Origin of the sequence: Pseudomonas sp. Q1-7, assembly GCF_028010285.1 — a bacterium.
GTDB lineage: Bacteria > Pseudomonadota > Gammaproteobacteria > Pseudomonadales > Pseudomonadaceae > Metapseudomonas.
In genome coordinates, this window is sequence record NZ_CP116304.1 from 874352 (window position 1) to 887155 (window position 12804).

General features: G+C 66.8%; 9 protein-coding genes. 7 read left to right on the forward strand and 2 right to left on the reverse strand.

Annotated features, from left to right (window positions below):
• The first annotated feature begins 238 nt into the window (after positions 1–238).
• From kdgD to PJW05_RS04020, 7 genes are all read left to right on the forward strand, one after another.
• Positions 239–1150, forward strand: a complete 912-nt coding sequence (gene kdgD, locus PJW05_RS03990) for a 5-dehydro-4-deoxyglucarate dehydratase (protein ID WP_271410451.1) — start codon at positions 239–241, stop codon at positions 1148–1150.
• A gap of 21 nt (positions 1151–1171) precedes the next feature.
• Positions 1172–2614: an aldehyde dehydrogenase family protein gene (locus PJW05_RS03995; protein WP_271410452.1), complete on the forward strand. Its 1443-nt coding sequence runs from the start codon at positions 1172–1174 to the stop codon at positions 2612–2614.
• Between the two features lie 90 nt (positions 2615–2704).
• Entirely contained in the window at positions 2705–3976 is a 1272-nt protein-coding gene (locus PJW05_RS04000; protein WP_271410453.1) for a glucarate dehydratase family protein, read from the forward strand.
• Between the two features lie 85 nt (positions 3977–4061).
• On the forward strand, positions 4062–5435 hold the full coding sequence (locus tag PJW05_RS04005; RefSeq protein WP_271410454.1) for an MFS transporter: 1374 nt from the start codon (positions 4062–4064) through the stop codon (positions 5433–5435).
• 19 nt (positions 5436–5454) lie between these two features.
• Positions 5455–6801 (forward strand): glucarate dehydratase, encoded by a 1347-nt coding sequence (gene gudD / locus PJW05_RS04010; protein ID WP_271410455.1) that lies wholly within the window; start codon positions 5455–5457, stop codon positions 6799–6801.
• Positions 6802–6948: 147 nt separating this feature from the next.
• Positions 6949–8505 carry a galactarate dehydratase gene (garD, locus tag PJW05_RS04015; protein ID WP_271410456.1) on the forward strand — a complete coding sequence of 519 codons (1557 nt, stop codon included), beginning with the start codon at positions 6949–6951 and terminating at the stop codon, positions 8503–8505.
• Between the two features lie 26 nt (positions 8506–8531).
• Positions 8532–9470 (forward strand): 2-hydroxyacid dehydrogenase, encoded by a 939-nt coding sequence (locus PJW05_RS04020; protein ID WP_271410457.1) that lies wholly within the window; start codon positions 8532–8534, stop codon positions 9468–9470.
• 273 nt (positions 9471–9743) lie between these two features.
• On the opposite strand, the gene PJW05_RS04025 is transcribed toward PJW05_RS04020, so the two are convergent.
• Entirely contained in the window at positions 9744–10946 is a 1203-nt protein-coding gene (locus PJW05_RS04025; protein ID WP_271408251.1) for an ISL3 family transposase, read from the reverse strand.
• Positions 10947–11114: 168 nt separating this feature from the next.
• Positions 11115–12377, reverse strand: a complete 1263-nt coding sequence (locus PJW05_RS04030; RefSeq protein WP_271410458.1) for an OprD family porin — start codon at positions 12375–12377, stop codon at positions 11115–11117.
• Between the last annotated feature and the right edge of the window lie 427 nt (positions 12378–12804).

Sequence of the window (12804 nt, forward strand, 5' to 3'; positions counted from 1 at the left end):
CTCTCCGCGGGGTACCCGTTCTTCGGCTGAAAGCCCTATTCTGGTGCGGTTATGCCGAGCCGGAGGGGTGAGGTCGCGAGGGGTGCCGAAGGCATCCTCCGGCGCGGTGGCGGACGAGCGGTCGGCAAGCAGGCGGAAGGGATGAGTGGGGATTGGCAATTTCTATAGTTGTACGATAACGTATCTCTCAAGCCGGATCACCGGCTCAACTCAAATCGCTTCGCAGGGTGCTCGAATAATGAATCCACAAGAACTCAAGTCCATCCTCTCCTCCGGGTTGCTGTCCTTCCCCGTCACCGACTTCGACGCTGCCGGCAATTTCCGCGCTGACACCTACGCCCGCCGCCTGGAATGGCTGGCTCCCTACGGCGCTTCGGCACTCTTCGCCGCGGGCGGTACCGGTGAATTCTTCTCCCTGGCGCCGGACGAGTACTCCGCCGTCATCAAGACCGCCGTCGACACGTGCGCCGGCAGCGTTCCGATCCTCGCCGGCGTCGGCGGCCCGACCCGCCTGGCCATCCAGTACGCCCAGGAGGCCGAGCGCCTTGGCGCCAAGGGCCTGCTGCTGCTGCCGCACTACCTGACCGAAGCCAGCCAGGAAGGCGTGGCCGCCCACGTCGAGCAGGTCTGCAAGTCGGTGAACATCGGCGTGGTGGTCTACAACCGCAACGTCTGTCGCCTGACCCCGGCGCTGCTGGAGCAACTGGCCGAGCGCTGCCCGAACCTGATCGGCTACAAGGACGGCCTGGGCGATATCGAGCTGATGGTCTCCATCCGCCGTCGCCTCGGCGACCGCTTCAGCTACCTGGGTGGCCTGCCCACCGCCGAGGTCTATGCCGCCGCCTACAAGGCGCTGGGCGTGCCGGTCTACTCCTCGGCCGTGTTCAACTTCATCCCCAAGACCGCCATGGACTTCTACAAGGCCATCGCCGCCGACGACCACGCCACCGTGGCCAGGCTGATCGACGATTTCTTCCTGCCTTACCTGGACATCCGCAACCGCCGCGCCGGCTATGCCGTCAGCATCGTGAAGGCCGGCGCGCGCATCGTCGGCCATGACGCCGGCCCGGTCCGTGCGCCGCTGACCGACCTGCTGCCGGACGAGTACGAGCGCCTCGCCGCGCTGATCGACGCCCAGGGCGCGCAGTGATCCGCCACCAGGAGAAGACCCGTGACTGACAAGCGCTACGACAACTACATCGGCGGGGAATGGGTGACTGGCAGTGGCTGGTCGCGCAACATCAATCCCTCCGACCTGAGTGACTGCCTGGGCGAGTACGCCCAGGCCGACGCCGCCCAGGTGACCCAGGCCATCGCGGCGGCCCGTGCGGCCTTTCCGGCCTGGTCGGTGTCCGGCATCCAGGCCCGCGCCGATGCCCTGGACAAGGTGGGCAGCGAGATCCTCGCCCGCCGCGAGGAGCTGGGCACCCTGCTGGCGCGGGAGGAGGGCAAGACCCTGCCCGAAGCCATTGGCGAGGTGAGCCGCGCCGGCAATATCTTCAAGTTCTTCGCCGGCGAATGCCTGCGCCTTGCCGGCGAGGTACTGCCCTCGGTACGTCCCGGCGTGTCGGTGGAAGTCACCCGCGAGCCCCTGGGCGTGATCGGCCTGATCACCCCGTGGAACTTCCCCATCGCCATTCCCGCCTGGAAGATCGCCCCGGCGCTGGCCCACGGCAACTGCGTGGTGTTCAAGCCGGCGGACCTGGTGCCCGGCAGCGCCTGGGCCCTGGCCGAGATCATCTCCCGCGCCGGCTTCCCCGCCGGGGTGTTCAACCTGGTGATGGGCAGCGGCCGGGTGGTCGGCGAGGCCCTGGTCAATGACCCGCGCGTCGACGGCATCAGCTTCACCGGCTCGGTGGGTGTGGGCCGTGGCATCGCCGCTGCCTGCGTGGCCCGTGGCGCCAAGGTCCAGCTGGAAATGGGTGGCAAGAACCCGCAGGTGATCCTCGACGACGCCGACCTCAAGACCGCCGTCGAGCTCGCCGTGCAAAGCGCCTTCTATTCCACCGGCCAGCGTTGCACCGCCAGCAGCCGCCTGATCGTCACCGCCGGTATCCATGACCGCTTCGTCGAAGCCATGGCCGAACGCATGCGCGCTATCCGCGTCGGCCACGCGCTGCAGAGCGGCGTCGACATCGGCCCGGTGGTGTCCCAGGCGCAACTGGAGCAGGATCTCGGCTACATCGAAATCGGCCGCGGCGAAGGCGCGCGTCTGGTGGTCGGTGGCGAGCGGGTGCGCTGCGAGACCGAGGGCTACTTCATGGCCCCGACGCTGTTCGCCGACAGCGACGCGGAGATGCGCATCAGCCGCGAGGAAATCTTCGGTCCGGTGGCCAACGTCATCCGCGTAGCCAACTACGAAGAGGCGCTGGCGCTGGCCAACGACACCGAGTTCGGTCTGTCGGCCGGCATCGCCACCACTTCGCTGAAGTACGCCAACCACTTCAAGCGTCATGCCCAGGCCGGCATGGTCATGGTCAACCTGCCCACTGCCGGGGTGGATTACCACGTGCCATTCGGTGGTCGCAAAGGTTCGTCCTACGGCCCGCGCGAACAGGGGCGCTACGCCCAGGAGTTCTACACCACGGTGAAGACCACCTACATCGGCGGCTGATCCGACGCGTCGGCACATCGCGGGGCAGCCTCTGCCCCGCGCTTCAACAGCAACTACCGGTACAACAACAAGCACAGGTAGGAATCGGTCGTGAAGATCAAACGAGTCAGAGTTACCCCCATCGCCTTTCGCGATGCGCCGCTGCTCAACGCCAGCGGTATCCACGAACCCTTCGCGCTGCGCTCGATCATCGAGGTGGAAGGCGACAACGGCCATGTCGGCCTCGGCGAAAGCTACGGCGACGCGCCGGTCCTGGCCGTGCTGCAAGCCATGCAGGACAGCCTGGTCGGGCTGGACGCCTTCGACCTCAACGGCCTGCGCGCCCGCGTCGTGCAGACGGTCGCCCGCCTCGGGCCGGCCAGGGCCGGTGCCGAACTGGCGCCCGGCTCCCATCCCAGCAAGCAGGTGGCCAACGCCTATTCCGCCTTCGAGGTGGCCTTCCTCGACCTGCAGGCGCGCTCCCTGGGCTTGCCCCTGGTCGACCTGCTGGGCGGTGCCGTGCGCACCGAGGTGCCTTTCAGCGCGTACCTGTTCTTCAAGTACGCCGAGCACATCGACGCGCCCTACGCGCCGGACTCCTGGGGCGAAGCCCTGTCCGAGGCGCAGATCGTCGCCCAGGCCGCGCGCATGATCGAGGCCCACGGCTTCCAGAGCATCAAGCTCAAGGCCGGTGCCTTGCAGCCGGAGCACGAAGTCGCCTGCATCAAGGCGTTGAAGAAGGCCTTCCCCGATCACCCGTTGCGCATCGACCCCAACGGCAACTGGTCGCTGGAAACCGCCGTGCGCATGGCCGAGCTGCTCGGCGACGACCTGCAGTACTACGAGGACCCGACTCCCGGCCTGGAAGGCATGGCTGAGCTGCACGAGCGCACCGGTCTGTCCCTGGCCACCAACATGGTGGTCACCGACTTCGACGAGTTCCGCCGCAGCGTGGCGCTGAACAGCGTGCAGATCGTCCTCGCCGACCACCACTACTGGGGCGGCCTGCGGGATACCCAGGCGCTGGCGCGGATGTGCGACACCTTCGGCCTCGGCCTGTCGATGCACTCCAACTCGCACCTCGGCATCAGCCTGATGGCCATGACCCACGTGGCCGCCGCGGTGCCCAACCTCACCTACGCCTGCGACACCCACTACCCCTGGCAGGAAGAGGACGAGGAGGTCATCAAGGGTGGCAAACTGCCGATCCGCAACGGGTGCGTGAGCATCACTCGCGCGCCCGGCCTGGGTGTCGAGCTGGACCAGGATCAACTGGCCAAGCTGCATGAGCAGTTCCTGTCCATCGACATCCGTAGTCGCGACGACGCACGGCAGATGCGCAAGTACGACCCGGCCTGGAAGATCAGCAAGCCGAGGTTCTGACACCCGTCCGCTGCCTGCGGAATGCACAACCCTCGCGCGCCAGCCGCGCGAGCTCTTCGACAAGAACAATTCAGAGAGAAGAACCATGGGCCAGACACTGCAAAGAACCCGTGTGCGCTACCTGATCCTGCTCATGCTGTTCCTGGTGACCACGATCAACTATGCCGACCGTGCCACCATTTCCATCGCCGGCTCCGCCATGCAGAAGGACCTGGGCATCGACGCCGTCATGCTCGGCTACATCTTCTCCGCCTTCGGCTGGGCCTATGTGCTCGGCCAGATTCCCGGCGGCTGGCTCCTCGACCGCTTCGGCTCCAAGCGTGTCTATGCCTTCAGCATCTTCACCTGGTCGGTGTTCACCCTGTTGCAGGGCTTCGTCGACGTGGTGCCCATCGCCTGGTCGGTGATGACCCTGTTCATGCTGCGCTTCCTGGTGGGCTTCGCCGAAGCGCCGTCCTTCCCCGGCAACGCGCGCATCGTCGCCGCCTGGTTCCCCACCGCCGAGCGCGGCACCGCTTCGGCGATCTTCAACTCCGCGCAGTACTTCGCCACCGTGATCTTCGCCCCGCTGATGGGCTGGATCGTCCACAGCTTCGGCTGGGAGCACGTGTTCATCGTCATGGGGGTGATCGGCATCCTGTTCTCCGGGGTCTGGCTGAAGTTCATCTACAACCCCAAGGAACACCCGCTGATCAACCAGGCCGAGATCGATCATCTCGCCAGCAATGGCGCCCTGGTGGACATGGACCAGAACCGTCGCCTGCCGGGCAACGGGCCGAAGTGGGAGCACGTCAAGCAACTGGTGAGCAACCGCATGATGGCCGGCATCTACCTGGGCCAGTTCTGCATCAACGCGCTCACCTACTTCTTCCTCACCTGGTTCCCGGTGTACCTGGTGCAGGAACGCGGCATGACCATCCTCAAGGCGGGCATCATCGCCTCCCTGCCGGCCATCTGCGGCTTCATCGGCGGCGTACTCGGCGGCGTGCTTTCCGATTGGCTGCTGCGTCGCGGCCATAGCCTCAGCGTGGCGCGCAAGACCCCGATCGTCTGCGGCATGCTGCTGTCCATGAGCATGATCCTGTGCAACTACGTGGACGCCGACTGGATGGTGGTGGGCTTCATGGCCCTGGCCTTCTTCGGCAAGGGCATCGGCGCCCTCGGCTGGGCGGTGATGTCGGACACCTCGCCCAAGCAGATCGCCGGCCTCTCCGGCGGCATCTTCAACACCTGCGGCAACCTGTCGTCGATCTCCACCCCCATCGTCATTGGCTACATCATCGCCGCCACCGGTTCCTTCAAGTGGGCCCTGGTCTTCGTTGGCATCAACGCCTTCGTCGCCGCCTTCAGCTACCTGTTCATCGTCGGCGAGATCAAGCGCATCGAGCTCAAGGGCGCAACGCCCGAACCCGAGGCTCCGTCGGCCGGCGAAGCGCCCGCCGCCAGCCCGGCCCGCTAATGACAAGAAGGACTGCGAGATGACCCCACACAACCTGCCCAGCGGCACGCCGCGTATCACCGAACTCACCGTCGTCCCGGTGGCCGGCCAGGACAGCATGCTGATGAACCTCAGCGGCGCCCACGGTCCGTACTTCACCCGTAACGTGGTGATCCTCAAGGACAACGCCGGCCATGTCGGCGTCGGCGAAGTGCCCGGCGGCGAAGCCATTCGCCAGACCCTGGAAGATGCCCGCGGCCTGCTCGTGGGCCAGTCCATCGGCCACTACCAGCGCCTGCTCAACCAGGTGCGCCAGGCCTTCGCCGACCGCGACGCCGGCGGCCGTGGCCTGCAGACCTTCGACCTGCGCATCGCCATCCATGCCGTCACCGCGCTGGAAGCGGCGCTGCTCGACCTGCTGGGCCAGCACCTGGACGTGCCGGTGGCGGCCCTGCTCGGCGAAGGCCAGCAGCGCGACGAGGTGGAGATGCTCGGCTACCTGTTCTACATCGGCGACCGCAACAAGACCGACCTCGGCTACCGCAGCGAGGCCGATGCCGATGACGCCTGGTTCCGCGTGCGCAACGAAGAGGCGCTGACCCCCGAGGCGGTGGTGCGCCTGGCCGAGGCGGCCCACGCCCGCTACGGCTTCAACGACTTCAAGCTCAAGGGCGGCGTATTGCCGGGCGAAGCGGAAATCGAAGCGGTGACCGCGCTGGCCGAGCGCTTCCCCGAGGCGCGCATCACCCTCGACCCGAATGGTGCGTGGTCGCTCAAGCAGGCCATCGCCCTGTGCCGCGACCAGCACCCTGTACTGGCTTACGCCGAAGATCCCTGCGGTGCCGAGAACGGCTATTCCGGCCGCGAGGTGATGGCCGAGTTCCGCCGTGCCACCGGCCTGCCCACCGCGACCAACATGATTGCCACCGACTGGCGCCAGATGGGCCACGCCATTTCCCTGCAATCGGTGGACATCCCCCTGGCCGACCCGCACTTCTGGACCATGCAAGGTTCGGTGCGGGTGGCGCAGATGTGCAACGACTGGGGCCTGACCTGGGGCTCGCACTCCAACAACCACTTCGACATTTCCCTGGCGATGTTCACCCACGTCGCCGCGGCCGCGCCGGGCCGGATCACCGCCATCGACACTCACTGGATCTGGCAGGACGGCCAGCGCCTGACCAAGGAACCGCTGCGTATCGTCAACGGCAAGGTGGCCGTGCCGCAGAAGCCGGGCCTGGGCGTCGAGCTGGACACGGACGAACTGGCCAAGGCCCATGCGTTGTACAAGGCCAAGGGCCTGGGCGCCCGCGACGACGCGGTGGCCATGCAGTTCCTGGTGCCGAACTGGACCTTCGACAACAAGCGTCCCTGCCTGGTGCGCTGAAGCGAGAACCAAGCTGACCCGTAGGGTGGACATCGCTCTTCATGTCCACCATCGGCGCCGATCCCACTCCCGATGGTGGATCGGTGAAGCGTGATCCACCCTACGAACGTCCACCGCCTCACCCCGAGAACAACAATGGAGTCAGTCATGCAGTTGATCCAACACCAGGACTCCCCGCGCCACGTGCGCCTGCACCCCGATGACAACGTCGCCATTGTCATCAACGAGCAGGGCGTGGCCGAGGGCGGCCAGTTCCCCGATGGGCTGGTCACCCGTGAAGCCATTCCCCAGAGCCACAAGGTCACCCTGGTGGACATCCCCGCCGGCGGCGCCGTGCTGCGCTACGGCACGGTCATCGGCCATGCCCTGCGGGATATCCCCCGAGGCAGCTGGGTGCGCGAGGAGCTGCTGAGCATCCCCGAGGCGCCCGGCCTGGACCGCCTGCCCATGGCCACCGCCGTACCGCCGCCCCTGGCGGAGCTTCCGGGCTACACCTTCGAGGGTTTCCGCAATCCGGACGGCAGCGTCGGCACCCGCAACATCCTCGGCGTCACCACCACCGTGCAGTGCGTCACCGGCGTGCTGGACCACTGTGTCCAGCGGGTGCGCCAGGAAATCCTGCCCAAGTACCCGCATGTCGATGACGTCATCGCCCTGACCCACAGCTACGGCTGCGGCGTGGCCATCAACGCGCCGGATGCGGTGATCCCGATCCGCACCCTGCACAACATCGCGCGCAACCCCAACCTCGGCGGCCAGGCGCTGGTGATCGGCCTTGGCTGCGAGAAGCTGCAGGCCGAGCAACTGATGCCCGGCGACGCCCTCACCGCCGGCCAGGACGAGGACGCCTGGCTGTTCCGCCTGCAGGATTCGGACAGCGGCTTCGCCGGCATGGTCGAGCAGATCATGGGCATGATCGAGGATCGCCTGAAGGTGCTCGACCAGCGCCGTCGGGAAACCTGCCCGGCCTCGGAGCTGGTGCTGGGCATGCAGTGCGGCGGCAGCGACGCCTTCTCCGGCGTCACCGCCAACCCGGCCCTGGGTGTGGCCGCCGACTTGCTGGTGCGTGCCGGCGCCACCGTGATGTTCTCGGAAAACACCGAAGTGCGCGACGGCATCCACCTGCTGACCCCGCGCGCCGCGACGGCTGAGGTGGCCCAGGCCCTGGTGCGCGAGATGGACTGGTACGACCGCTACCTCGCCCGTGGCATGGCCGATCGCAGCGCCAACACCACGCCGGGCAACAAGAAGGGCGGGCTGAACAACATCGTCGAGAAGGCCATGGGCTCCATCGCCAAGTCCGGCAACAGCGCCATCGCCGGCGTGGTCGCCCCTGGCGAGCGCGTGCGCGGCAAGGGCCTGCAGTACTGCGCCACCCCGGCCAGCGATTTCGTCTGCGGCACCCTGCAACTGGCCGCCGGCATGAACCTGCACGTGTTCACCACCGGGCGCGGTACGCCTTACGGCCTGGCGATGGTGCCGGTGATCAAGGTGTCCACCCGCACCCAGCTCGCTGAGCGCTGGCCGGACCTGATCGATGTCGATGCCGGGCGCATCACCTCGGGGCGCATCAGCCTGGAGGAACTGGGGTGGGAGCTGTTCCGCTACTACCTGGACGTGGCCAGCGGCAAGGAACGCACCTGGGCCGAGAAGCACCGGCTGCACAACGACCTGACCCTGTTCAACCCGGCGCCCATCACCTGAAGGCCGGAATACCAAGGAGCATCGGGATGGACTGCAGAATCCTCCAGGTCGGCCCGCTGACCGAACGCTTCAACCGGCGCCTCGCCAGCGAGCACGCGGTCGTGCCGCTGTGGTGCCAGGGCGATGCCCTGGCCTTTCTCGACGGGCAGGGCGCCGGCTTCGACATCGTCGTCACCTCGGCGCGCTTCGGCTGTTCCGCCGCCATGCTGGAACGCCTGCCGAACGTTCGCGCCATCTGCAGCTTCGGCGTCGGCTACGACGCCATCGCGGTGGAGGCGGCGCGGCAGCGCGGCATCCAGGTCAGCTACACGCCGGACGTGCTCAACGACTGCGTGGCGGACCTGGCCATGGGCCTGGTGATCGACTGCGCGCGGCGCATCAGCGCGGCGGATCGCTTCGTTCGCGCGGGCCTCTGGACCGCCGGCAACTTCCCCCTGGCGCGCAAGGTCAGCGGCAAGCGGCTGGGCATCGTCGGGCTCGGCCGCATTGGCAAGGACGTGGCGCGCCGGGCAAGCGGCTTCGACATGCAGGTGCGCTACCACAATCGCCGGCCGGATGCCGACGCGCCCTACGGCTTCGAAGCGGACCTGCTGGCGCTCGCGCGCTGGTCCGACTTCCTGGTGCTGACCTGTCCGGGCGGCGCCGCCACCCATCACCTGATTTCGGCGCCGGTGCTCGACGCCCTGGGGCCGGAGGGCATCCTGGTCAATGTCTCCCGGGGTTCGGTGGTGGACGAAACCGCACTGGTGGCGGCGTTGCTGGAAGGGCGCCTGGGCGGTGCCGGGCTGGATGTGTTCGAGGCCGAACCGCAGGTGCCAGACGCCTTGCTGGCGCTGGATAACCTGGTGCTGGCGCCGCATATCGGCAGCGGCACCGAGGAAACCCGCTTGCAGATGGAGGAACTGGTGTTCGCCAACCTGCGGGCTTTCACGGACAAGGGCGAGTTGCTCACCCCGGTGGTCTGACTCGCCCCCAGATAGCGGAGGTCGCGTCGGGCGGCCTTCCTATACGGCGCCGGGCCACACGCCTGGCGCCGGATTACTCCCACGGACTGAGCTGCAGATTCGCGGCGACGGCGCACCACGAGTGCGCCGATTTTTTTTAGGCGCCGCAGGCCTCCCGTAGGTTGGGTTGAGGTACGAAACCCAACACTGCGAGGTCGGGCTTTGCCGCGTTGGGCCTCGTTCCTCGGCGCCAACCTACCTGGCCTGCGCTTGAATCCCTGCCAAGAAAAAGGTTCATCGCGCTTTCCCGGGGAAGGCGGCCTTGATTTTCAGGAAGAAGTAGTGGGAGTCCCGGAAGCCGTAGGCCATCCGTTTGATCACCTTGATGCGGTTGTTCACGCCTTCCAGGACGCTGGTGTGCAGGGGGAAGCGGGCGCTGGCGAGGATGCCCCGGGCGTATTTGCGCAGATTCCGGGCAAAGCGTTGGAGCGGCGCCAGACCGCTGTCCCGAGCATGCCGTAGCCAACTTCGCCAGCGCCGCCAGCCCTCTCGCACAGTGGGGGCGTACCAGACTTCCTTCAGGGCATCCTTGAGCACGTAGACCGTGGCCAGCGGCTGGTTGGCGTCGAGTAGCTCCTGCAACTGCACGGCTTGCCCGTCCTTCAGACTCTCGCGGTTGCGCAGCAACAGCCAGCGGCTCTGCTTGACCACCTTGCGCGCCGGTTTGTCCTGGCGCAGCAGGTTGGCCTGGTCGACCCGGATGCGGTCGATCACCTCGCGGCCGTAGCGCGCCACCACATGGAAGAGGTCGTACACCACTTCGGCCTGCGGGCAATGCCGCTGCACCTCCAGGTCGAACGCGGTGTTCATGTCCATCGCCACCGCCTCGATCTGTTGGCAGCGCTCGCCGAGCAGCTCGAAGAACGGACGAATCGCCTCACGGCTGTTGCCATGCCCCACCCACAGCACCCGTGTCCGCTCGGCATCCATGATCACCGTGGCGTAGCGATGGCCCTTGTGCAGGGCGAACTCGTCCATCACCAACCGGCGCACCTCGCCCGGATCGAACGCGCCGACGGCGGCTTCCAGGCGACGTTTATCGAGCTGCTTGAGCGTGTGCCAGTGCAAGCCGGTGAGGCGGCTGACGTGGCTGATCGGCAGCAGTTGCAGCAAAGCCTCGAGCCAGGCCTGCAAGCGCCGCGTCAGGCGTGACGCCGGCTCCAGCCAGGCGATCCGCTCGGTCACCCGCCCACAGCGCAGGCAGTCAACGCGGCGCACCGGCACCTGGAGCAGAACGCGCTGGTCGAGCAAGTCGCGATCGCGTACCCGACGCAGTCGGCACTCATGGATCAGCGGACAAGCTTGGCCGCAGCGCCCACATTCGGGGATGGCGTCGGCTCGAGGCTTGAGTTCGATCAGCAGGGTGTTGTCGGCAGAGGGGCGACAGGCGACGACTTCGTAGCCTGGCCAGAACTGGGCAAGATCAATAGGATGCACGGCGGCAGCAGGGAGTGGGGGTTGGTTCGTTTGGCGACTGCCAATTTACCCACTTCCCTGACTGTCAACGCGCTCTTCCCCCAGACTCCGCGAAGAACCAAGAAAAAAGGCACCCGAAGGTGCCTTGAGGAAAGCCGGGATGAAGGGAGCCCCATCCCGGTCGGCGCATCAGAGAATCGACAGCGGGTAGTTGATGATCAGGCGGTTCTCGTCGAACTCGTTGTTGCTGAAGTCGCGGCGGACGCTCGCGTTGCGCCACTTCACGCTGAGCGCCTTGAACACCCCTGACTGCACGACATAGGCCAGCTCGGTCTCGCGCACCCATTCCTTGCCGTCGGTCACCGTGCCGATGTGGGCGTCCTCGCCGCTGATGTAGCGGTTCATCAGGGTCAGCCCGGGCACGCCGAGGGCAGCGAAGTTGTAGTCGTGGCGCAGTTGCCAGGACTCTTCCTTGGCGTTGTCGAAGCTGGAGTTGTAGCTGTCGTTGGCCAGGGTGCCGCCGCTGGTGCCGTTGACGCGCATCCAGGCGTTGTCGCCGCTGACCTTCTGCAGGCCGAGGGAGAAGGTGTTGCCGCCGTATTTGGCGGAGAGCAGGGCGGACCAGGTGCGGTTGTCCAGGTCGCCGGCCAGGGCGCTGCCGTTCTCCTTGCCGTCGAAGTAGCCGAGGTTGGCGCCCAGGGTCCAGTCGCCCACGGGCTGGCTGTGCGTCAGTTGCAGGTACTGCTGCTGGTAGATGTCGTCCAGCTCGGCGTACCACAGGCCGACCAGGGTGCGCTTCTCGTTGAAGGCGTACTCGCCGCCGGCGAAGTTGAAGCGGTCCGAGGTGAAGGCGGCGCGGCCGTTCATCGACATATCTTCCAGGCTGGCGTCGTTGCGCGGGCTGTTCTGGCGGAACTGGCCGCCGTACAGGGTCAGGCCGTCGAGCTCCTGGGAGGTGACCTGGCCGCCCTGGAAGGTCTGCGGCAGGGAGCGGCCGTCGTCGGCGCGGAGGATCGGCAGCACCGGCATCCATTCGCCGACTTTCAACTCGGTCTTCGACACGCGCATCTTGCCGGCCGCGGCCAGGCGGCCGAAGTCGTCGGCTGGGCGGCCGTCGTCATGCACCGGCAGCAACTGGGTGCCGCGGGTGCCCTTGCCGCCGTCGAGCTTGACCGCAAGCAGGCCGAGCAGGTCCACGCCAAACCCCACCGGCCCTTCGGTGAAGCCGGAGCGGGCGTCGAGGATGAAGCTCTGGGTCCATTCCTCGGCCTTGCCCTGGGGGTTGGTCGGGTTCACGAAGTTGCGGTTGATGTAGAAGTTGCGCAGGTTCAGGCCGACCTTGGCGTCTTCGGCGAAGCCGGCGGCGTGGACGCTGGCGGGCAACAGGGCGAGGCCGCAGGCGAGGCTGCCGGCCCCCAGGAGGGTGGAGTGAAGGGCGGTGCGGAGGATCATTGTTGTTGTGCTCCGGGGTTTCTTGGGTTGAGCCGGCCCCTGCGCGCGGCGTGCGCACATCGACAGGGTGGGGGCAAGGTGTGGCCCTGGACTCAGGGCATGATCTGGCCGGGTGGCCAGGTATCAGCCGCGGCTAGCCGTCGGCGAATCCGCTGGGCGCCAGTCGGGCGCGCCGGGAAAACGGGAGAATGGCCTGGCTGGCGCAGGCCTGGCGGGATGCAGTGAAGCCTGGGAAGTCGAGGGTCATGGTGGGCCCCTGTGGCAGTCTTGTTCTTATGCTCTGTTATACGTTGTCGTACAACATGGCGGCGATTATCAACAGGCTGCTTCGCCGTTGTCAACGCGTATAAGGCTTTAGTTCAAGGGCGCTGGGGACGTCAGGGGAAAGGGCGACGGATGGTGGTTGTACGATAACGAGGCGTCTCCA

What these genes read in the sequence shown, in the direction of transcription:
- kdgD (WP_271410451.1), top strand. Translation starts at nt 239, where the DNA reads ATGAATCCACAAGAACTCAAGTCCATCCTCTCCTCCGGGTTGCTGTCC.
- PJW05_RS04005 (WP_271410454.1), top strand. Translation starts at nt 4,062, where the DNA reads ATGGGCCAGACACTGCAAAGAACCCGTGTGCGCTACCTGATCCTGCTC.
- gudD (WP_271410455.1), top strand. Translation starts at nt 5,455, where the DNA reads ATGACCCCACACAACCTGCCCAGCGGCACGCCGCGTATCACCGAACTC.
- garD (WP_271410456.1), top strand. Translation starts at nt 6,949, where the DNA reads ATGCAGTTGATCCAACACCAGGACTCCCCGCGCCACGTGCGCCTGCAC.
- PJW05_RS04020 (WP_271410457.1), top strand. Translation starts at nt 8,532, where the DNA reads ATGGACTGCAGAATCCTCCAGGTCGGCCCGCTGACCGAACGCTTCAAC.
- PJW05_RS04030 (WP_271410458.1), bottom strand. Translation starts at nt 12,377, where the DNA reads ATGATCCTCCGCACCGCCCTTCACTCCACCCTCCTGGGGGCCGGCAGC.